This is a genomic window from Nocardia sp. PE-7, from assembly GCF_030486425.1.
Taxonomy (GTDB): Bacteria; Actinomycetota; Actinomycetes; order Mycobacteriales; family Mycobacteriaceae; genus Nocardia; species Nocardia salmonicida_A.
The window spans coordinates 5,396,862-5,417,387 of record NZ_CP129614.1; the positions used below are offsets into that span (position 1 = coordinate 5,396,862).

Consider the following 20,526-nt stretch of genomic DNA (forward strand, 5'->3'; position numbering starts at 1 on the left):
TCACTCACTTGACTACCTCCTGGCGTTCCCCACGGTCGAATCCACGTTCGCGCGCCACGTCGGCGAGCAGGCCCTTGAGCTGCTTGCGTCCACGGTGCAGCCGAGACATCACGGTACCGATGGGGGTGCCCATGATGTCGGCGATTTCCTTGTACGGGAAGCCCTCGACATCGGCGTAGTACACCGCCATCCGGAATTCCTCCGGTAGCTGCTGTAGCGCGGACTTGATCTGGTCGTCGGGCAGCGCGTCCAGCGCCTCCACCTCGGCCGAGCGCAGGCCCACCGAAGAGTGCTCGGCGGTGGCCGCCAGCTGCCAGTCGGTGATCTCGTCGGTCGGGTACTGCGCGGGCTGACGCTGCTTCTTGCGGTAGGAGTTGATGTAGGTGTTGGTCAGGATCCGGTACAGCCAGGCACGCAGATTGGTGCCCTCCCGGAAGGACTTGAACCCCTGGAACGCCTTGACGAACGTCTCCTGCACCAGGTCCTCGGCATCGGCCGGGTTCCTGGTCATGCGCAGGGCGGCGCCGTAGAGCTGATCGATCATCGGGAGCGCATCGCGCTCGAACCGGGCCGCCAGCTCGGCTTCGTCGACTTCTGTGCCGGACGCACCGTCGGAGACCACGTCGTCGTCGCTCGTCACACCAATCCCTTCGATCGCCGTACTAGCCGAATCTACCGGCACGACGGAATCGACTGGCAATCGCGCACCCCGTGGCAGGAGAGGACGCTCCTCGAGCAGCAGTGTCACTATCTCTCCTTCGCGTCGTCTCGGCTGGGTGGCTTGTCACTTGTGTGCAACATGCACTCCGGCATTCGTGTTCCCATACCGCGGGAAATGTGGTTGCCGAGCCGGGTGCGGCGCCGATTAGGGTGGGCGCCTATGTCGACTCCCGCGATCAAGGCCCTCGGCGGTATCGCACATCGGGTGCACTCCTATTCCCACGATCCGCGGGCGGAGTCCTACGGTGACGAGGCGGTCGACGCACTCGGGGCGGAGCTGGGAGTGCAGGCCGCGCAGATCTTCAAGACGCTGGTGATCGAACTCTCATCCGGTTCGCTGGCGGTCGCTGTCGTGCCGGTGCCCGCGCGGTTGTCGTTGAAGGCGGCGGCCGCCGCGCTCGGCGCGTCGAAGGCAGGCATGGCCGACAAGACCAAGGCCGAGCGCACCACCGGCTATGTGCTCGGCGGGGTTTCACCGCTGGGCCAGCGCAAGAAGTTGCCCACTGTTGTCGACGCTTCGGCGCTCGACTGGGATCGGGTGCTGTGCAGCGCGGGCAAACGCGGGCTCGAAATCGAGTTGGCGCCCGCCGATCTGGTGCGCGCGTGCGCCGCCGTCACCGCCCCGATCACCAGCTGAGGCAATCCGGTCGGCGCCTCGTTCCGAATTCATTTCGACGCATTCTGCGCCCGGTACGACCGATTCGACCCGAGGATGTGATGCGAAGATGTCCGCTCGTTCGACGATCGCCGCCCTATCCGGTGCCCTGGTAATCACTTTCGGCGCCGCCGCGATGGCCCCCGCCATCGCGGCGCCGCAGGTGGTTCCGCCGTCGCACGCCGAACCCGGCGACTATCCACTCAACGGCCAGGGCGCCACACCGAAGAATTCGCCGAAGACCACACCGGAAACCGACGAGCGAGCCGAGAAGTCGGAGAAGCTCGGCGGTGGGGTCGCTACCGAGGTGATCGATCTGATCACCGGAATCATCAAGTGCGGGCTGAACATCGCCACCGATTCGGTGCCCTGCTCGCTCTGACGACTCACGCGCGGCCGGACGGAGGCGTACACCACGCTCCGCTCGGCCGCGTCGTCGTTCGTGATCGTCGCCCACAGCGCGGCTCCACCATCGGCAGCTAATCTGAGGCTAAACTAACTCCGAGCGGTGGCAGCAACGTTCCCGGCCACCACCCCGGAGCGTCGCGAAGCGAGGAATAGCCGCTGTGTCCCGAGCCACCGTGACCGCACAGCGAACGCCGTTCTCGCGCACCGTCGTCCTGCTGATGCTGGTCGTAGTCCTGGTCTTCTTGCTGGCCGGTGGGCTGTTCGTGGGTAGCGGCGACTTCACGATCGACGACGCCTGGCTCGCCTTGTTCAACGAGGGCGGACCGACCACTCTCGGCGTCATCCGGGAGCAGCGAATCCCGCGCACCCTGCTGGCCGCCCTGGTGGGCGCGGCCCTCGGCGTCGCGGGCGCGGTGATGCAGGGACTCACCCGCAACCCACTGGCCGACCCCGGCATCCTCGGCGTGAACTCCGGCGCGTACTTCGCGATGGTGCTCGGTTCTGTCCTGGTCGGCGCCGCGAGTACCGACTACGTCTGGTGGGCGCTGGGCGGCGCGTTCGTGGCGTCGGTGCTGGTCTATTTCGTCGGCTCGCGGGGCATCGGCGGAGCGAGCCCGGCCAAACTCGTCCTCACCGGCGTCGCGATCGCGTCGACGCTCAGTGGACTCGCGTTCGGCCTCACCATGATTCATCCCCGCACCTTCGATGCCATCCGCGGACTGCTGATCGGCACCCTCGACGGGCGCGGGTGGCCACAGCTGTCGGCGATCTGGGTGCTGGTGCTTCTCGGCTCGGTCGGCGCGCTCGCCCTGTCGGGATATCTCAATGCGCTCGCCCTAGGTGACGACCGGGCCAACGCGCTCGGCGTGCCGGTCACCGCGGTGCGCGCGGTCGGCTTCGTGGTGGTGACGGTGTTGTGTGGCGCGGCGACCGCGGCGATCGGGCCGATCACGTTCGTCGGCCTGATGGTGCCGCACGCGGTGCGGATGGCCGTGGGGCCCGATCATCGCTGGATGATTCCGCTGTGTCTGGTGGTGGGACCGATCGTGCTGGTCGGCTCCGACCTGATCGCCCGGGTCGCCACGCCCAGCGAACTGCCGGTCGGGATGGTGACCGCGTTCCTCGGCGCACCGGTGCTGATCTGGCTGGCGAGCCGGGACAAGGGCGCGCAATGGTGACCCCCGCTTCGGTCGAGTCGGCGCGCTGGCCCCGCCGGGTGCGGTTCGTGCGGGTACCCGCGATCGGGCTGAGTCTGCGCGTCGACGTCGTCTCCGTGGCGATCACCGTGGCGCTGCTGGTGGTGACCGCGGTGGTCGGCATCTGGTCGCTCGGCGCGAGCACCACCCGCGCGCCGAGCCTCGGTTTCGTGCAGGTCGTCGAGGTACTCACCGGCCGTGTCGGCGGTGCGCCCGCCAACCATGTCGCGACCTGGCTGCCGGTCGTGCTCACCGCGGTACTCGGCGGAGCCTCGCTCGCGCTCTCCGGTGCGATCTTTCAGACGATCACCCGAAATCCGCTGGGCAGCCCGGACATCATCGGATTCACCACCGGCGCCAATACCGGTGCGCTGGTGGCGATGCTGGTGCTCGGGCTCGGGTCGGGCGGCGCCACGATCGGCGCGCTGCTCGGCTGTCTGCTCACCGCGATCGTCGTGTATTTCCTCGGCATGCGTGGGGGCACCGCCGACTTCCGGTTCATCATCGTCGGCATCGGCGTCTCGGCGATGCTGTTGTCGTTCAACGGCTATCTGATCGCCACCTCCGATGTGCAGAACGCGGGGGTGGCGGCCGCGTGGGGCATGGGCAATCTGCGCGATCTGACAATGGCCGACACCATTCCGGTGCTCGTGACGCTGGCCTTGCTCGTACCCGCGCTGATCGTGGTGGCGCCGCGAATGCGGATGTTCGAGCTGGGTACCGACTCGGCCCGGAGCAAGGGCGTCGACACCGCGCGCACCCAGGTGATCCTGCTGGTGATCGGCGTCGGATTCGCGGCGGCGACCACCGCGATCGTCGGGCCGATCGCTTTCGTCGCGCTGGTCGCGCCGCAGGTCGCGGCACGGATCACGCCGAGCGCGGGCATCCCCCTCGTCACCTCGGCGGCGGTCGGCGCCACGCTGTTGGTCTCCAGCGAGGCGATCGCGCGCACGATCCTCGCGCCACAGACCATGCTCCCGGTCGGGGTGGTCACCACCTCGCTCGGCGGTATCTATCTGCTGTTCCTTCTGCTCGCCCAGTCCCGAAAGGCCAGACCGTGACAAGCAACATCGACGCCACGGGGCGACTCACCGGCACCGGACTGCGGGTCGGCTACGGCGAGCGCACCGTGATCGCCGACCTCGACGTGGTCGTCCCCGACGGTTCGTTCACCGTCATCGTGGGGCCCAATGCCTGCGGTAAGTCGACGCTGCTGCGGTCGCTGTCGCGTCTGTTGCCACCGCAGGGCGGCACAGTTCTGCTCGACGGCCGCGAGGTGGCCGGGTACGGCGGCAAGGAATTCGCCCGCGAGGTGGGACTGCTGCCGCAGCAGTCGATCGCCCCCGAGGGAATCACGATCATCGATCTGGTCTCGCGCGGTCGCTTCCCCTATCAGAAGATGTTTCGGCAATGGACCGACGAGGACCAGCACGCGGTCGACGTCGCACTCCAGGTCACCCGGCTCACCGAGTTGTCGACCCGGCGGGTCGAGGCGCTGTCGGGCGGTCAGCGGCAGCGGGTGTGGATCGCGATGGCACTGGCCCAGCAGACGCCGATCCTGCTGCTCGACGAGCCGACCACCTATCTCGATCTCGGTCACCAGATAGAAGTGCTCGAGCTGTGCGTCGAACTCAATCGGCGCGGCACCACCCTCGTCGCGGTGCTGCACGATCTCAATCAGGCCGCCCGCTACGCCTCGCACATCATCGCCATGCGCGGCGGCGAGATCGTCGCCGCCGGTCCGCCCGGCGAGATCATCACCGCCGCACTGGTCGAACAGGTCTTCGGCGTGTACGCGCAGGTCATCGACGATCCACAGACCGGAACCCCGCTGGTGGTTCCGCTGGCCGCGGGCGCGGTCCGCATCGACAGTGTGTGACCACCTGTACCCCACCGAGAAGGAGAACCATGTCGACACGGCGTCTCAGCGTGGCCGTCGCGGTACTGGCGAGCGTGATCGTGGCAACGACTGCCTGCGTGAAATCCGACAATGCCACCCACGAAGTGTTCAACGACCCCAACGGCTCCCCCGGCTACGCACTGCCCGATCAGCCGCGCGTGGTGGCGCTGGGGTGGTCCGACGGTGCGGTGGCGGTGGAGCTGGGCGTACCGCCGGTGGCCATCTACGACTGGATGGGTTTCGGCGAGGCCACCAAGGGCGTCGGCGAGTGGGATGTGGCGGCGTTCGGGAGCGCGACTCCCGAATTGATCTCCGCACAGAGCGCCGGTGAGTTCAATATGCAGCAGATCGAGGAGCTCGATCCCGACCTGATCCTCGATGTTCGCGCGCAGGCCGACAGTTCGGTCATCGACAATCTGCGCAAGATCGCACCGGTGGTCACCGCGCCCGACGGCACCGGCGACTACGCGGTGAACTGGCAGACCCAGGCCCAGATCATCGGCGCGGCCCTCGGCAAGCGCGACGAGGCGGACAAGATCATCGCCGAGACCACCACCGCGCAGCAGACCGTCAAGCGCGAGCACCCGGAATTCGCGAACAAGACCTTCGTCTACGGCGCGAAGTACGGCACGGCCTACGGCGCCTACCTGGCGGGCGACGCGCGCTTCGACTTCTTCGCCGAGCTCGGGTTCGTGCCGAATCCCCCGGTCACCCGGCTGCAGAGCTCCGGTTTCTTCGCGCAGGTCCCGGTGGAACGGGTGGGCGATCTCGATGCCAGAACCGCCCTGTTCACCACCATCGGGTTGCCGTTCGCCGATCTGGAGAACGACACCCTGATCAATTCACTCGCCGTGGTCCGTGACGGGCACGCGATACGGCTGCCGGAGAACGATCCGACCGTGCAGGCCCTGTCGGCGGGCACGCCGAAATCCCTGCGCTTCGCGCTGGACCGGATCACTCCACAGCTCGCGACGATCGCGGCGGGTTAGTCACCGCCTGGCGGTGTCGAGCCTGCGCAGGGTGCCGAGCGAGCACCACGCCACCACGGTGAGCACGCACCCACCCGCGCCGTAGACCAGGAACACCGCGCGGGTGGGCACCGCGCTCGACACCACACCGGCGACCACCGCGCCCAGGGACAGCGCGATGGTGAGCTGCGCCGTCCACAGGCCCGACACCCGACCGCGGAACTCATCGGGCGTATCGGCCTGCACCACCGCGAATCGCGCGATATCGCTGACCACCCGGCCCGCACCGTGTGCGGCCAGACCGGCGAAGACCACCGCGGTGACGCCGACGAGTCCGGCGCCGAGGATCCCGGCCGCGCACACCAGCGTGGCCGCGAAGATCACCTGGCCGCCGCGCCGGATCGACCCGGTCCAGCCCGAGGTGAGCGAGCCGAGGACCGCTCCGACCGCGGGCGCGGCGAACAGCAGGCCCGCGGTCGTCTCGCCGCCGTGTAATACCTCGCTCACGTATTCCGGGACGAGCACTGTCCACCCGGACATCAGCATGGTCACGCACCCGACCAGCAGCGTCGCACCCACGATCCGATGCCCCACGACGAAGCGGAACCCCGACAGCACCGCCCGCACCGGCGACTCCGTGTGGCCGCGCTCGGCGATCATCGGACCGAGCCGGGCGATGAGCACGGTCGTCACCAGGCTCGCCCCGGCGGCCAGCCAGAAGTTGGCCGCGACACCGAGCCAGGCGATGAGCAGGCCGGCCAGCGCGGGCGCGGCCATCGAGCCCAGGTCGGCCGTCAAGGCCATCAGCGCCGCGCCCGCCGCCAGTTTGTCGGGTGCGATCAGGTTGGGCATCGCGGCGACCAGCGCGGTCTCGGAAATGCCGCCGGTGAGTCCGTCGATGACGGCGCAGACGAAGATCAGCCACAGCCGTGGCTCCGGCAGCATGGCGTTGACCGCGAGCAGGGCGAAGCCGACGGTCGCGGCGGCGCGCGAGGCCACGATGACGGTGCGCCGGTCGTAGTGGTCGGCCGCGGTCCCGCCGACCAGGGTGCCCGCGAAGGCCGAGATCCCGATGACGGTCGCGACCGTGGCGACCTGTGCGGTGGAGCCGGTCAGTTGATAGACCTGGATCGGCAGGGCGACCACGAGGAAGCCGATGCCGAACACCGAGATCGTGCGGGCGAGGAAGAGCGTGCGGAACGCGGGACTGGTCCGCAGCGGCGTCGGATCGATCGCGAATTTGCGCGAGATCGCCGCGCTCACTGTGTGAGGTCGCTGGTCCCGTCGGGCAGCAGTAGTTCCGGCCCGTTGTTGCGCACGTTGTTGACCAGGGTCGAGACCGGACGCGTCACGATCGTCGCCAACTCCGCCCGCGAGGGCGGGCGCAACAGGTCGGCGGGCGCCGGGTGGTCCGGGTCCAACCACGCGTCCCAGTGCTCGCGCGGCATCGGCAACGGCATCCGGTCGTGGATGTCGGCCAATTCGCCGCTCGCGTCGGTGGTGAGGATCGTGCACGACATGAGCGGTTCGGAATCGGGCAGGCTGCGATCACGCCACACCGACCACAGTCCGGCCATGTAGAGCAGCGAACCGTCGCTGTGCGACATATAGAAGGGCCGCTTCACCGCCTTGCCCTTGCCGGTCGGCGCCGGCTCGACCAGCCACTCGTACCAGCCGTCCATCGGCACCAGACAGCGCTTGTATTTGACCGCGTCACGGAACGAGGGCGCGGTGGCGGCTTTGTCGGCCCGCGCGTTGAACAGCGGTTTGCCCTTGGCCGGGACGCCGGGCTCGGCCGCTTTGGTCCAGTGCGGGATCAGGCCCCAGCGCATCCGCCGGATCCGCAGGCGCGGATCGTCGTCGGGTTCGCCGTGTTCGTGGCGCTCCACGACGGTGAGCACCTGGGTGGTCGGCGCGACGTTGTAGCTGACGGCGGCATCCGGGTCGTCGAGCCCCGTCTCGTCGACAGCGTCCAGTTCGGCCGCCAACCGGCCCGGATTCGTGGTCGTCGCATATCGTCCACACATAAAGGTCAAGATACGCGCGGGGACCGACATCAGGCCCCGCGCACGACGCCACCCCACGCCGAAAAGCGCACCACCGGTGCGTCCGAACCGCACATAAGCGAAGATGGGGACGTGAGTTTCTGGCCTGCGCCCCATATCGAGGTCCCCGTCCACGCGACCGTGACCCTGCCCGGTTCGAAGTCCATCACCAACCGCGCGCTCATCCTGGCCGCACTGGCGGATGGGCCTTCTACGCTCACCGGTGCGCTGCGCAGCCGCGACACCGACCTGATGATCGGCGCCCTGCGCGGTCTCGGCACCGAGATCGTCGGCGACGCCGAGACGCTCGAGGTCACCCCCGCTCCTCTGCGCAGCGCCGCGGTCGACTGCGGCCTCGCCGGCACCATCATGCGGTTCCTGCCGCCCGCCGCCGCACTGGCCACCGGCGACGTCGCGTTCTTCGGCGACGAGCAGGCGAAACTGCGCCCGCTGTCCACCATCCTCGACGCCTTGCGCAAGCTCGGTCTCGATGTCGAGGGTGACGCGCTGCCGTTCGTCGTGCACGGCACCGGCGCGCTGCGCGGCGGCACCGTCACCATCGACGCCTCGGGTTCGTCGCAGTTCGTCTCGGGGCTGCTGCTCTCGGCCGCGCGCTTCGACGAGGGCATCACCGTCCACCACGACGGCAAGGCCCTCCCGTCGACGCCGCACATCGAGATGACCGTGGAAATGCTGCGTCGCGCCGACGTGGCCGTGCAGACCCCCGCCGATTCCGGCAACGCCCAGACCTGGACCGTGGCGCCCGGCCCGATCCGCGCGGTCGACTGGGACATCGAGCCCGATCTGTCCAACGCCACCCCGTTCTTGGCGGCGGCCGCGGTCACCGGCGGCGAGGTGAGCATCCCGATGTGGCCGCGCGGCACCACCCAGCCCGGTGACGTGATCCGCGAGATCCTCGTCCGGATGGGCGCCGAGGCCCGCATCTTCGACGGCGTTCTCACCGTGCACGGCCCGGAGCGCCTGGCAGGCATCGACATCGACCTGCACGACGTCGGCGAACTCACTCCCACCGTCGCCGCACTGGCCGCCCTCGCGGACTCGCCCTCGCGGCTGCGTGGCATCGCGCACCTGCGCGGACACGAAACCGATCGGCTCGCAGCACTTTCCGCCGAGATCAACCGTCTCGGCGGCAATGTCACCGAGACCGAGGACGGCCTCGAGATCGTGCCGACCCCGCTGCACGGCGGTCAGTGGCATTCCTACGCCGATCACCGAATGGCCACCGCGGGTGCGATTCTCGGCCTTCGGGTGCCCGGCGTGGAGATCGAGGACATCGGCACCACCGCCAAGACCCTCCCCACCTTCGTCGCACTGTGGGAACAGATGCTGGCACCCGCGTTATCCGGCGAGGGGGTGGCGCGCTGAGCCGCCAGGGGCGATCCTCAGCCAGCTACGACGAATCCGATGTCCGGGTGCGCCCGGGTAAGGCCTCGTCGCGTCCCCGCACCAAGACCCGTCCGCAGCATGCCGATGCCGAGGCCGCCATGGTGGTGGCCGTCGACCGCGGCCGCTGGGGGTGCGTGCTCGACGGTGACGCCGACCGGCGCATCGTCGCCATGCGTGCCCGTGAGCTCGGCCGCACCCCGATCGTCGTGGGCGATCAGGTCGACGTCGTGGGTGACCTCACCGGCAGGCCCGACAGCCTGGCCAGGATCGTGCGGGTGAGCGCGCGCAGCACGGTGTTGCGCCGCACCGCCGACGACACCGATCCGTTCGAACGCATCGTCGTCGCCAATGCCCAGCAGCTGTTCATCGTTGTCGCGCTGGCCGATCCGCCGCCGCGCACCGGTTTCGTCGAGCGGGCGATGGTGGCCGCGTATGCCGGTGGGCTGGAACCGATTCTGGTGCTCACCAAGCGCGACCTCGTCGCGGAATCCGAATTCGCTTCCGCCTTCGACGGTCTCGATCTCAAGATCCTCTACGCCGGCATCGACGATCCGATGGAGCCGGTGCTCGCGATCGCGAACGATCGCCTCACCGCGCTGATCGGACACTCCGGCGTCGGCAAGTCGACGATGGTGAATCGTCTTGTGCCCGATGCCTATCGGGCAGTCGGCGTGGTATCGGGTGTCGGCAAGGGCAAGCACACCTCCACCCAGTCGGTGGCCTTGCCGCTGCCAGAGGGCGGCTGGGTGATCGACACCCCCGGCGTGCGCTCGTTCGGCCTCGCCCACATCACCCCCGACGATGTGATCGCCTCGTTCACCGACCTCGCCGGCGCCATCGAGGACTGCCCGCGCGGCTGCACCCATCTCGGGCCGCCCGCCGATCCGGAATGCGCGCTCGATCAGCTGCCCGGCACGGAACGGCGGGTTGCCGCGATTCGCACGCTGCTGACGGCCCTGATCGCCAACGACGCGTGGTAGCAACCGGATTCCGTGCCGGGCCGACTCTCAGAAGCTGAACGACCCGGTATTCACGCCGCCGCCGTCGTCGCCGCCACCGTCGGTCGGCAACTCGGCCACGGTGACCGTCTTGGTGGTCGACGAACTCGCCACACCGCTGCGCCCGGAGAAGGCCGCGCCGATGTTGTAGGAGCCCGCGGCGCCCGGCGTCCAGACGATGCTCGCCTTGCCGTTCGCGCCCACCGGAATGTCGCCGAGCACGTTGTCGCCCGCCTTGAACTGGACCGTGCCGCCCGCGGCCGCCGGGGTCACGCTCGCCTCCAGCGTGACGGCCTTGCCGACCTGCGCACCCGACACCTCGGTGATCGTCGTGCTGGACACGGCGTCGCCGGACACCGTGATGGCCGGACCCTTGCCCTGATAGATGCCGTCGCCGAGCGACCCGCCGTAGTGCATCGACGTCGGCAGCGGGGTATCGCGGGCGCAGTTCACGCCGACCTTGTACTGGATCTCGAAGGTCTGCGACTTCGGCGAGATATTCGGGTACACCGGGTATTTGGTGATGCCGAACTCGGCACGGACCCAGTCCGAGGACGAGGTGTCGATCGACACGGCGTCACCCGACATCTTCGCCGAGCCCGCGACCGGGGTCAGGCACGCCGGGTGCAGGTCCTTGACCGAGTAGATGTATTCCACCGGAATGCCGGTGCGCTCGAACTTCGTCGTCACGGTGACGGTGTCGCCGACCACCGGGTTGGTGTTCGACACCGTCCGGGTGAAGTGACTGTTGCCGTCATCCCACGCGATGCTCGCCGGAGCGGCCGCCGCCGATCCCGGAAACGCTGTCATCGCCAGTCCCGCCGCGGCCGCGAACGTGGCCACGCGCTGCACTCTTCTGTCCACCATCATCTGTCTCCAAGTACGCCGGACGCCCTCGACGTCGTCGAGGCGCTGATTCGCCCGAGTGGCGAGCAGTAGATCACGCTCCGGTACCCGGCGGATCCAAATCCGAAATAGATCTCGTTCAGATTTCGAATTCGACTCGCGTCAGCTCGCGTACACAACCTGGACACCGTCCGCCGGTACCGTCATGCCCATGAAGCCACCGGCGATCGGTTACCTGCGCCGCGACATCTCAGGTGTCGCCCAGTCCTGGGACGAAACGCAGATCCGTTCCCTAGCCGAGCGTCTGGGCTACCGCTTCACCAAGACCGTCGTCTTCAGCGACCGCACCACCGACCCGATCGGCCGCCTGCTCGACGTGGTCACCACCACCGAAGCCGTCGCGATCGTCACCCCCAGCCTCACCCACCTCGGCTCCGACCTGCCCCACCGCATCGTCGCCGCCTGCGACATCATCACGGTCTCCCCCGAGGTCACCCACACGAGAACCCTCCCCGCCCTCCCCGCCTAGGCCGGCGCGGCTCCCCGCGAACTCGCTGGGCCCGAAGCTATTTCACCGGGACACGACGGAGATACCGCCCAGTACACGACGGTCGTGGTCTCGTGCGGGAAAATGGGGTGGTGACCACCGAGAGCGAACGTCCTGGACCGCCGATCATGAGCCCGAGCATTTTGGTGATCACGATGTCGCGGCGGGTGGAGGCGGCGTTGGGGGTGGAGTTGGGGGTGTTGGATCTGACGGTGGCTCGGTTGGGGTTGCTCGGGCACATCAATGGGGTGCCGGGGGCCTCGTTCAGCGAGTTGGCGCGGATGTCGGGGACGAGTGTGCAGAGTGTGCACGCCGCGGTGAAGGGGCTGGTCGGGGCGGGGCTGGTGCAGGATCGGACGGCGCGGGCGGGGTCGGCGTCGGCGATCGAGTTGACGGAGGCGGGGGCGGAGCTGCTCGCGCAGGCGCGCGAGGCGGTGGCACGGGTGGACATCGCGCTGTTCGGGGCCGAAGCGGATCCGATTCTGCGGCGGGTCGGCGCGGCGATCGTCGACGCGTTCGCCGGGGAGCTCCCACCTCGACCCCAGTGACGAAGCCGACCTTCAATATGACTAAAGCTCGAGCTAGGCTTCAAGCGTATTGAAGGTCGGAGGGAGTCGGTAGTTGGAACACATCCTGTTGTCCGCGCATGTGCTCGCGGGCATTGTCTTCGTCGGCGGCTCGGCCGTCGCCACCAGTCTTTTCCCCCGGTACGCACCGGTAGCGGGTGGGCCCGATCCCGAGTCGGTCCGCAGCAGGTCGGTCGCGGTCGCCATGCACCGGATCACCGGCAACTACGCGAAACTCGCGATCATCGTGCCGGTGATCGGCATCGTGCTGGCCACGATCCAGGGCCGGATGAACGAAATCTGGATCACCACCGCGATGGTGACCACCGCCGTGGCGGGTGGGCTGCTCGCCGTGCAGATCGTGCCGATGCAACGCGAAGCCCTCGACCAGCCCGACGACGGCAAGCGCCTGCGCGTGCTGTCGATGCTGGCGGGGATCTACAACCTGCTGTGGACGGCCGTGGTCGTACTCATGATCGTCCGTCCCGGCTCTGCCGCCTGAGCGACAGGTCTTCACAGAACGTCGAGCACCGCCTCGGCCAACGGACCGGCCGAGGCGGGGTTCTGCCCCGTGTGCAGATTTCGGTCGGCTTGCAGGAACGGCGCGAACGGCTCGCCGCTGTGATACTGCGCGCCGAGTTCGATCAGCCGGTCTTCGAGTAGCCACTCGGCCTGGTCGGCGAGACCGCCCAGACGTTCTTCCGCATCACTGAAGGCGGTGAGGCGATACCCAGCGAAGGGCGATGGCCCATCGGCTGCGGTTGCCAGGATGGCTGCGGGGCCGTGACAGACCAGCGCCAGCGGCTTGCCGGAATGCAGGGCTTCGACCAGCAGCGCCGCCGAATCCTTGTTCACGGCAAGGTCTTCCATCGGCCCGTGCCCGCCCGGATAGAACACCGCGTCGTAGTCGTTCAGACGGACATCTCCCAGTGACACCGGATCATCCAGCGGCGCCGCATTTTCGATGGTCTCGGCGACCACGCGCGCACCCTCCTCGCCACCGTTGGGCACCGGCGCCAGGCTCCCCAGATCCACCGGCGGCTTCACCCCGCCCGGCGTGGCTACGACGACTTCGTGCCCGGCCTCGGTGAATATCCGGTAGGGCGTAGCGAATTCGTCGGCCCAGTACCCGGTGTGGCGTTTGACATTGCGCGACAACGTCCACTGATCGGCACCGGTCATCACGAACAGGATCTTCGCCATCATCGCCTCCGAGGAGTGGACTGTCGACGTCAGTGCTTGGCGCCGATGGTGTGCAGAATTTCGTGGATGATCGGGTCGGTGAGCCGGTTGGTGACCGAACGACCTTCACGGCTCGAGGTGACACATCCCTCGTGGCGCAAGACGCGCAGGGCCTGCGAGATCGCGTTCTCGTTGCGACCGATCGCGGCGGCCAGTTCGCCGACGCTGATGCCGGGTGAGCGGTGCAGGCACAGCAGAATTTCCAGACGACCCGGATCCGACAGCAGATCGAAGCGCTGAGCCCACTCCCGGATCTCGACGTCGCCGATCGCGCGCCGACCGAGTTCGACCGGCGACCCGTGCAGTGTGCGTGGCTCTCCCATGGCGATCCCCAGCTTAATCGCCGAGTGGACAGGACGGCACTGCCCGCGACTATTATCTGTTCATCTGTTCAGATAAACATGAGAAGTGTAGGGATGATCGATGCGCGCTCGGCCGCTGTTCGCTGTGGGGGCCGCGCTGGCGGTCACGCTGACATCCTGCGGTGCGCCCGAGAGCGGCTCCCCCGACTCGCTCGTCCTCGCCGATGCGTATGAACTGGGCGGATACAACCCCGTCGCCGGTTACGGCGCGGCAGGCGAAGCCAAGGTCTATGACGGATTGCTGCGGCTGACCGGCGGCACCGGCGTGCCCGACTTCGCCCCGGCCCTGGCGACTCGACTGCCGATCCCCGACGCCGACGCGACCGTGTGGACGGCACCGCTGCGGCCCGGGGTGCGGTTCAGTGACGGATCGGCGTTCGATGCCGCCGATGTGGTGGCGACCTATCGGGCGATTCTGGATCCGGCGTCGGTCTCGGAGGTGCGGTCGTCGTTTTCGATGATCGAGCGGGTCGACGCTGTCGATCCGCTGTCGGTGCGGTTCACCCTGCGTCATCCCTATGCCGCGTTCCCGACCAAGCTGCTGATCGGGATCGTTCCGTCGGAGGCCGTCGCGACGCCGGGACCCGCGACCGCATCGCCGCTCAATACCGCCCCGATCGGCACCGGTCCCTATCGACTCACCACGCTGGAACCGACCCGGGCGCTCTTCGAGGCGAACGAAAGCTATTGGGGTGGAGCACCCTCGGTCAAACGGCTGACCGTGCTCCACGTGCCGGACGACAACACCCGCGCACAACGGATGGCCTCCGGTGAGCTCGACGGAACCTCGCTGCCGCCACTGTTGGCCGCCACCTTCGCGCAGCGGATGTCGGTGCAGGCCAATACTTCCGCCGATTGGCGTGGTGTGTCGATGCCCGAGAGCGATCCGGTCGCCGGGGACGCGGCCGTCCGCCTGGCACTGAACTTCGCGGTGGACCGCCAGGCGATGATCGACAATATCCTCGGCGGCTACGGCCGTCCGGCCTACACACCCTTCGCCGATGTCTACGGCGAATCCCATAACCCGGCAGTCTCTTTCGCCTTCGATCGCGCCCGCGCCGAGCAGATCCTCGATGGCGCGGGCTGGCGGACAGGCGCTGAGGGTGTGCGTGCGAAAGAGGGTGTGCGCGCGCGATTCACCGTGATGTACAACTCCACCGACACGTTGCGGCGCGATCTCGCAATGGCTTTCGCCTCCGACGCCCGCCGAGTCGGCATCGAGGTCGATCTCGAAGCGCTCTCCTGGGATCGGATCGAACCACGCATCGCGCAGGCCGCGATCCTGCTCGGCGGCGGAAGCGAACCCTACGACCCCGACACCCAGGCCTACAACACTCTGCACTCGCCGCCACTCGACCCGAGCGCGGGCAGCCCGTACGACAACGCGAGCCGTCACTCGGACCCGACGATCGACGCGCGACTCGATACCGCCAGGCGCAGCACCGATCCCGCTGTGCGCGCCGCCGCGTATCGGGAGGTGCAGAGCCGGTACGCCCAGGATCCGAGCCACGTGTTCCTGGTGCACCTCGACCACACCTATGTGGTGAAGGATTCGGCCTGGAAGATGTCGGGGCCGATTCTCGAGCCGCACGCGCACGGCGTCACCTGGGGACCGTGGTGGTCGCTGCAGACCTGGACCCGCTGATGGGGCGCAGTCGCGTTCGTGGACGCGGCCTCCCGGCGATGGTCGGGTGGCGATCGGTGACGTTGATCCCGGTGCTCGCCGCCGTGTCGGCCGCGCTGTTCGCCGCGGCGGCGGTGTCGCCGTTCGACCCGCTGGTCGGGTATCTCGGCGCACGCTACGAGACGACGAGCGCGTCGGATCGGGAGCTGCTCACGAATCGACTCGGGCTCGACGCGTCGTGGTACCAGCTGTACGGACGCTGGCTCGGCGACCTGCTCAGCGGCGATCTCGGCGATTCGCGCAGTTTCGCGCAGCCGGTCAGTACCCTTCTCGCCCAACGGATTCCGTGGACGATGCTGCTGGTCGTCGTCGCGATGAGTGTGGCGATCGTCGTGGCGCTCGGCGCGGGAGTCTGGACCGGTATGTATCGCGGTGGGTTGATCGACCGGTTGGTCACGGCGTCGTGCGTGGTGATGCAGGGGCTGCCGCCGTTCGTGGTATCGCTGGCCGCGATCGCCTTGTTCGCGGTCGGACTCGGCTGGTTGCCGCCCGCGGGGCTCACCGATGCCGGGGCCGAGGTCGGATTCGGCCAGGTGGCGCGACATCTCGTGCTGCCCGCCACCGCCTTGGCTGTCTCGCAGGTGCCGTGGCTACTGCTGGCCGTGCGGGAATCGGTGTCGGGCAATCGCGGTGAGGATTTCGTGGTCGGGGCGGCCACGCGCGGCATCGATACCGCGACGATCACCCGCGGCCACATCCTGCCGACTTCGCTGGCCCCGTTCGTGACGATCCTCGGCGCCCGACTGCCCGAGGTCGTGGTCGGCGCGGTGCTGGTGGAGGAGATCTTCTCGTGGCCGGGGATCGCGGGTGCGTTCGTCCAGTCGGCGAAGGACCTGGACATGGCCCTGTTGGCCGTTCTCACGGTGGGCACGACCTGCGCGGTTATGCTCGGGTCGCTGCTCGCCGATGTCGCGGTGGTGCTGCTCGACCCGCGGGTGCGCGCCGATGGGTGAGAGGTGGGGTCGGCGCCCGCATGGGGCTGCTGAGCGACGGTTGTCCGTCGCGCTATCGGTGCTGGTCGCGGTCGTGCTGTACGCGGTGGTCGTGCCATGGGTGGGCGGCGTCGACGATCGGCTGACCGATTTCGCCAGTGCGCGGCAGGCGCCCACGGGGCAGTGGTGGTTCGGCACCGACTCGGCCGGGCGGTCGCTGTTCGTGCGGATCGCGACGGCGCTGCGAACCTCGCTGATCGTCGCGGCCTGCGCGGCGGCGGTGTCGACGGTGATCGGCGTGCTCGTCGGTGCGGTGTCGGCGCTGGCGGGCGGGTGGGTGGACCGGGTGGTGATGCGGATCGCCGATACCGCCAACGCGCTGCCGCATCTGCTGCTGGGGATCGTGATCGTGGCGCTGTTCCGGGGGAACGCGCTGGCGGTGGTGTTGTCGATCGGACTCACCCACTGGGTGCAGGTGGCGCGGATCGTGCGGGCGGAGAGCTTGAGTCTGCGCGAGCGCGAGTACGTGTCCGCGGCGGTGCTCGCGGGTGCGAGTCGCGCTCACCTGCTGATCAGGCATCTGCTGCCCGCCGTCGCCCCGCAGGCGTTGATCGCGGTGGTTCTGCTTCTCCCCCATGCGATTTGGCACGAGTCGACTCTGTCGTTCCTCGGGTTCGGGCTGCCGCCGCACGAACCGAGCCTGGGCACCCTGCTGGAGGAAGCGCGCACTTCGCTGCTGCTGGGCGGGTGGTGGACGCTGGCATTCCCCGCCGGATTCCTGGTACTGACGACGGTGGCGGTCGCTGTCGCGGGGTCGTCACTGCGCGGACTTCTCGCCCCACCGAAACCGTCGAGGATGCCGCGATGACAGGACCCTGCCTCCCCCAGGAGACAGCGGGCGCGCTGATCGACATCGACCGTGGACGTCGGGGCACCAGCTTGTCGATCGATGCGCTGACCGTACGAATTCCGGTCGGCCGTGGCGATGTGGTCCACGCGGTGACCGAGCTGTCGCTCGACGTCGAATCGGGCAGCATCACCGCGCTCGTCGGCGAATCCGGGTGCGGGAAGTCGATTGTCGGCGGTGCGGTGATGGGGGTACTGCCCCACGCTGCCGTCACCACCGGGTCCATCCACCTGCAGGTGGACGATCCGGCGAACTCCACCGCCGGACCGGTCGACATCCTCGCCGGCGAGCACTCCTATCGCGGCCGCCATATCGCGCTGGTGCCCCAATCCCCGGGCACCTCCTTCACTCCCGTGCGGACCGTCGGCTCCCAACTCCAGGAGACGATCGCCGCCCTCGGCACCGCACACACCCCGGCTGACCTCGTCGATCGCGCGGGGCTCGCCCGCACGGCGCTCGACCTGTACCCGCACGAACTCTCCGGCGGGATGGCCCAACGGGCGGCCGTGGCGGCGGCGTTGGCAGGCGACCCCGAGGTGATCATCGCCGACGAACCCACTTCCGGGCTCGATCGCGCACGCACCGACCAGATCGGAAAACTGTTGCGCGAGTGCGCCGATGGCGGCGTGGCGGTCCTGCTGATCACCCACGATCTCGGGCACCTGATCCGCGCCGGCATCGCCGACACCGTCGCGGTGATGTACGCCTCACGCCTGATGGAAGTCGGCCCCGGCGCGCACGTACTCGCCGATCCGTGGCACGACTACACCCGCGACCTGCTCGCCGCCCTGCCCGAACGCGGCCTGCACCCGCTGCCCCATCCCCCGCGTGCGCTGACGAACCTGTCCGAGATCTGCCCCTACGCGGGTGGCCCGACACAGTTGATTCCCCAGCAGCAGCGCATGATTCGCCGACCGAGGTCCCGATGCTGATCGCCGACTCCATCACCGCGGGTTACGGCCGACCCGTCATCCGCGAGGTCGACCTGCAGATCAGCCCGGGAGAGATCGTCGGGATCACCGGCGACTCGGGATCAGGGAAGACCACGCTCGCCCGGACGATGGCCGGACTGCTGACACCCACCTCCGGCACGGTCACCGTCGACGGCCGGACACCCCGACAGGCGCGCGGCACCATCGCCATGGTCTTTCAATCCCCCCGTGCCGCAACCAATCCCCACTTCACCATCGCCCAGATCATCGCCGAGCCCGCCCGCATCCGCCGCGCCACGGTCCCCGATCTCACGGCATCGGCCACCGCCGTCGGCCTCACCCCCGACCTGCTCGACCGTCGCCCGCACGCGCTCAGCGACGGCCAACTCCAGCGCGCCTGCCTGGCCCGTGCCCTCGCCCAGAACCCCCGCTACCTGATCCTCGACGAAGCCACCGCCATGCTCGACGCGGCCACTACCGCCACCATCATCCGCCTGGTCATGACCCGAGCCGGCGACAACCTCGGCGTCCTGCTGATCAGCCACGACGAAGCCCTGCGCGAGGCCGCCTGCACCCGCATCGCGACGATGCACGAGGGCGCACTCACCACCGCACGGGCATCTCCGCAATAAACCCACGATTACCTCAGGTTGCCCACAGGAACCCGTTTTAGCGTGAGCCCCTGTGACATTCACGCAGGGTAGACCAGTCAGCGCGTGCCGCAGTCTCAGTGGTTGGGCGCGCACCGCACCGACCGTCGCCGAAGTGCTGCGCACGCCCGATATCGCGGTGATCGCCGAACGGGTGCGGACCGCGGGCCCGCGCGGAGTGATCGCGCGGGGACTCGGGCGTAGCTACGGCGATCCGGCGCAGAACGCGGGTGGGCTGGTCGTCGACATGACCGCACTGGACCGCATCCACAGCATCGATCCCGACAGCGGGATCGTCGAGGTCGAGGCGGGCGTCAGCCTGGACGCGCTCATGCGGGCCGCACTGCCGTTCGGGCTGTGGATTCCGGTGCTGCCGGGGACGAGGCAGGTGACGGTCGGCGGGGCGATCGGTGCCGACATCCATGGGAAGAACCATCATTCGCAGGGCAGCTTCGGCAATCATGTGGTGTCGATGGACCTGCTGACCGCTGACGGCTCGGTGCGCACGTTGAGGCCGGAGGGGGCCGACTCCGAGCTGTTCTGGGCGACGGTGGGCGGGATGGGGCTCACCGGCATCGTCGTCGGGGCGCGAGTCCGGTTGAAGCACACCGAGACCGCGTATTTCCTCGTCGACAACGACCGCACACGCGATCTCGACGAGACGATGGAATTGCTCACCGGCGGTTCCGATGAAGGGTACGACTACTCGATGGCGGTGCCGGACACCATTTCCACCGGGGCGAAACTCGGTCGGGCCGGATTCAGCAGGGGGTCGCTGGCCCCTGTCGACCAGTTGCCGGTGAGGTTGCGCAGCAAACCCTTGAATTTCGATGCGCCACAATTGTTCACCGTGCCCGATATCTTTCCGAACGGGATGGTGAATTCGGTGACCACCCGGATCGCGGCCGAGGCCGCTCATCGCCTTTTTCCCCGGCGGGCGCGCGGACGAATCCAGAATCTGACGCAGTTCTATCACCCCCTCGATCTGCTCGGTGAATGGAATCGCGCCTATGGCAAGCGAGGGTTCCTGCAGTATCAGTTCTCGATGCCGTTCGGGTCCGAGCGGCAACTGGCCGACACGGTGCGAGCCATCGCCGAATCGGGGCACCACTCGTTCCTCAATGTGTTCAAACGGATGGGGGCGGGCAACCCGGCGCCGCTGTCGTGGCCCCATCCCGGATACATGCTGAGCTTGGACTTCGGGCTGACCGGCGGGCTCGACCGGTTCTGCGTCGACCTCGACGAACGGGTGCTGGCAGCGGGCGGACGCCTGTACCTCGCGAAGGAATCACGGACCACGCCCGAGATGATCGCGACGATGTACCCGAGGCTCGACGAATGGCGCCGGATCCGGAATCGAGTCGACCCGGAGCGGGTATTCGCCTCCGACCTCTCACGACGATTGCGGCTGGTCACAGGACTTCGTCATCATTGTGCTCCAGATCACGACCGGTGAATGGTGAATGAAAGTCGTTAACCGCACATCGAATTCACCGAGGATGACGCACATCACTGTCCGTTTTGAACTCTTACGACTTTTTAAGTTACATTTCAGCAACAA

23 protein-coding genes are annotated in these 20,526 nt (G+C 68.2%); 17 read left to right on the forward strand and 6 right to left on the reverse strand.

Features of this window, described 5'->3' with window-relative positions:
• Positions 1 to 4: 4 nt before the first annotated feature.
• Complete coding sequence (locus QX204_RS25355; protein ID WP_301908107.1) at positions 5 to 751, reverse strand: sigma-70 family RNA polymerase sigma factor; 747 nt, start codon at positions 749 to 751, stop codon at positions 5 to 7.
• A gap of 129 nt (positions 752 to 880) precedes the next feature.
• On the opposite strand from QX204_RS25355, the gene ybaK reads away from it, so the two are divergent.
• The 6 genes from ybaK to QX204_RS25385 all read left to right on the forward strand — a co-directional run bounded on the left by ybaK (position 881) and on the right by QX204_RS25385 (position 5,868).
• Positions 881 to 1,357 (forward strand): Cys-tRNA(Pro) deacylase, encoded by a 477-nt coding sequence (gene ybaK / locus QX204_RS25360; protein WP_301902867.1) that lies wholly within the window; start codon positions 881 to 883, stop codon positions 1,355 to 1,357.
• 88 nt (positions 1,358 to 1,445) lie between these two features.
• Positions 1,446 to 1,757, forward strand: coding sequence for a hypothetical protein (locus QX204_RS25365; RefSeq protein ID WP_301902870.1), 312 nt, complete (start codon positions 1,446 to 1,448; stop codon positions 1,755 to 1,757).
• A gap of 184 nt (positions 1,758 to 1,941) precedes the next feature.
• Entirely contained in the window at positions 1,942 to 2,961 is a 1,020-nt protein-coding gene (locus tag QX204_RS25370) for a FecCD family ABC transporter permease (RefSeq protein WP_301902872.1), read from the forward strand.
• Positions 2,955 to 4,040 (forward strand): FecCD family ABC transporter permease, encoded by a 1,086-nt coding sequence (locus QX204_RS25375; RefSeq protein ID WP_301902873.1) that lies wholly within the window; start codon positions 2,955 to 2,957, stop codon positions 4,038 to 4,040. Before QX204_RS25370 ends, QX204_RS25375 begins: the two co-directional genes overlap by 7 nt.
• Positions 4,037 to 4,858 carry an ABC transporter ATP-binding protein gene (locus QX204_RS25380; protein ID WP_301902874.1) on the forward strand — a complete coding sequence of 274 codons (822 nt, stop codon included), beginning with the start codon at positions 4,037 to 4,039 and terminating at the stop codon, positions 4,856 to 4,858. Before QX204_RS25375 ends, QX204_RS25380 begins: the two co-directional genes overlap by 4 nt.
• 29 nt (positions 4,859 to 4,887) lie before the next feature.
• Entirely contained in the window at positions 4,888 to 5,868 is a 981-nt protein-coding gene (locus tag QX204_RS25385; protein WP_301902875.1) for an ABC transporter substrate-binding protein, read from the forward strand.
• Here the strand turns inward: QX204_RS25385 and entS are convergent, their stop codons facing one another.
• Positions 5,869 to 7,110 (reverse strand): enterobactin transporter EntS, encoded by a 1,242-nt coding sequence (gene entS, locus QX204_RS25390; protein WP_301902876.1) that lies wholly within the window; start codon positions 7,108 to 7,110, stop codon positions 5,869 to 5,871.
• Positions 7,107 to 7,874 carry an SOS response-associated peptidase gene (locus tag QX204_RS25395; RefSeq protein ID WP_301902879.1) on the reverse strand — a complete coding sequence of 256 codons (768 nt, stop codon included), beginning with the start codon at positions 7,872 to 7,874 and terminating at the stop codon, positions 7,107 to 7,109. The genes entS and QX204_RS25395 overlap by 4 nt, the downstream gene beginning before the upstream one ends.
• A gap of 111 nt (positions 7,875 to 7,985) precedes the next feature.
• Here QX204_RS25395 and aroA point away from each other — a divergent pair, with 111 nt between their 5' ends.
• Entirely contained in the window at positions 7,986 to 9,278 is a 1,293-nt protein-coding gene (aroA, locus tag QX204_RS25400) for a 3-phosphoshikimate 1-carboxyvinyltransferase (protein ID WP_301902880.1), read from the forward strand.
• The gene (rsgA, locus tag QX204_RS25405) at positions 9,275 to 10,279 is read left to right on the forward strand and encodes a ribosome small subunit-dependent GTPase A (RefSeq protein WP_301908108.1); all 1,005 of its coding nucleotides are present in this window, start codon (positions 9,275 to 9,277) and stop codon (positions 10,277 to 10,279) included. The genes aroA and rsgA overlap by 4 nt, the downstream gene beginning before the upstream one ends.
• 27 nt (positions 10,280 to 10,306) lie before the next feature.
• On the opposite strand, the gene QX204_RS25410 is transcribed toward rsgA, so the two are convergent.
• The gene (locus QX204_RS25410) at positions 10,307 to 11,140 is read right to left on the reverse strand and encodes an Ig-like domain-containing protein (RefSeq protein WP_301902881.1); all 834 of its coding nucleotides are present in this window, start codon (positions 11,138 to 11,140) and stop codon (positions 10,307 to 10,309) included.
• Positions 11,141 to 11,354: 214 nt separating this feature from the next.
• Here QX204_RS25410 and QX204_RS25415 point away from each other — a divergent pair, with 214 nt between their 5' ends.
• The 3 genes from QX204_RS25415 to QX204_RS25425 all read left to right on the forward strand — a co-directional run bounded on the left by QX204_RS25415 (position 11,355) and on the right by QX204_RS25425 (position 12,758).
• Complete coding sequence (locus QX204_RS25415; RefSeq protein WP_301902883.1) at positions 11,355 to 11,672, forward strand: hypothetical protein; 318 nt, start codon at positions 11,355 to 11,357, stop codon at positions 11,670 to 11,672.
• A 110-nt stretch (positions 11,673 to 11,782) separates the two neighbouring features.
• A complete protein-coding gene (locus tag QX204_RS25420; protein ID WP_301902884.1) occupies positions 11,783 to 12,238 on the forward strand; it encodes a MarR family winged helix-turn-helix transcriptional regulator in 456 nt (151 codons plus the stop codon).
• A gap of 73 nt (positions 12,239 to 12,311) precedes the next feature.
• On the forward strand, positions 12,312 to 12,758 hold the full coding sequence (locus tag QX204_RS25425; RefSeq protein WP_301902886.1) for a hypothetical protein: 447 nt from the start codon (positions 12,312 to 12,314) through the stop codon (positions 12,756 to 12,758).
• An 11-nt stretch (positions 12,759 to 12,769) separates the two neighbouring features.
• On the opposite strand, the gene QX204_RS25430 is transcribed toward QX204_RS25425, so the two are convergent.
• Together QX204_RS25430 and QX204_RS25435 are read right to left on the reverse strand one after the other, a co-directional pair.
• A complete protein-coding gene (locus tag QX204_RS25430) occupies positions 12,770 to 13,459 on the reverse strand; it encodes a type 1 glutamine amidotransferase domain-containing protein (RefSeq protein WP_301902887.1) in 690 nt (229 codons plus the stop codon).
• A gap of 29 nt (positions 13,460 to 13,488) precedes the next feature.
• Positions 13,489 to 13,821 carry an ArsR/SmtB family transcription factor gene (locus QX204_RS25435; RefSeq protein ID WP_056812972.1) on the reverse strand — a complete coding sequence of 111 codons (333 nt, stop codon included), beginning with the start codon at positions 13,819 to 13,821 and terminating at the stop codon, positions 13,489 to 13,491.
• Positions 13,822 to 13,921: 100 nt separating this feature from the next.
• On the opposite strand from QX204_RS25435, the gene QX204_RS25440 reads away from it, so the two are divergent.
• Genes QX204_RS25440 through QX204_RS25465 form a run of 6 tightly spaced genes read left to right on the forward strand, consistent with a single transcriptional unit; the run spans position 13,922 to position 20,421 of the window.
• Positions 13,922 to 15,505 carry an ABC transporter substrate-binding protein gene (locus QX204_RS25440; protein ID WP_301902890.1) on the forward strand — a complete coding sequence of 528 codons (1,584 nt, stop codon included), beginning with the start codon at positions 13,922 to 13,924 and terminating at the stop codon, positions 15,503 to 15,505.
• 38 nt (positions 15,506 to 15,543) lie between these two features.
• On the forward strand, positions 15,544 to 16,497 hold the full coding sequence (locus tag QX204_RS25445) for an ABC transporter permease (RefSeq protein ID WP_301908109.1): 954 nt from the start codon (positions 15,544 to 15,546) through the stop codon (positions 16,495 to 16,497).
• Positions 16,490 to 17,344, forward strand: a complete 855-nt coding sequence (locus QX204_RS25450; RefSeq protein WP_301902892.1) for an ABC transporter permease — start codon at positions 16,490 to 16,492, stop codon at positions 17,342 to 17,344. Before QX204_RS25445 ends, QX204_RS25450 begins: the two co-directional genes overlap by 8 nt.
• Positions 17,341 to 18,315 carry an ATP-binding cassette domain-containing protein gene (locus tag QX204_RS25455; RefSeq protein WP_301902894.1) on the forward strand — a complete coding sequence of 325 codons (975 nt, stop codon included), beginning with the start codon at positions 17,341 to 17,343 and terminating at the stop codon, positions 18,313 to 18,315. Before QX204_RS25450 ends, QX204_RS25455 begins: the two co-directional genes overlap by 4 nt.
• Positions 18,309 to 18,947: an ABC transporter ATP-binding protein gene (locus QX204_RS25460; protein ID WP_301902896.1), complete on the forward strand. Its 639-nt coding sequence runs from the start codon at positions 18,309 to 18,311 to the stop codon at positions 18,945 to 18,947. Before QX204_RS25455 ends, QX204_RS25460 begins: the two co-directional genes overlap by 7 nt.
• A gap of 52 nt (positions 18,948 to 18,999) precedes the next feature.
• A complete protein-coding gene (locus tag QX204_RS25465) occupies positions 19,000 to 20,421 on the forward strand; it encodes a decaprenylphosphoryl-beta-D-ribose oxidase (RefSeq protein ID WP_301902897.1) in 1,422 nt (473 codons plus the stop codon).
• The last annotated feature ends 105 nt before the right edge of the window (positions 20,422 to 20,526 follow it).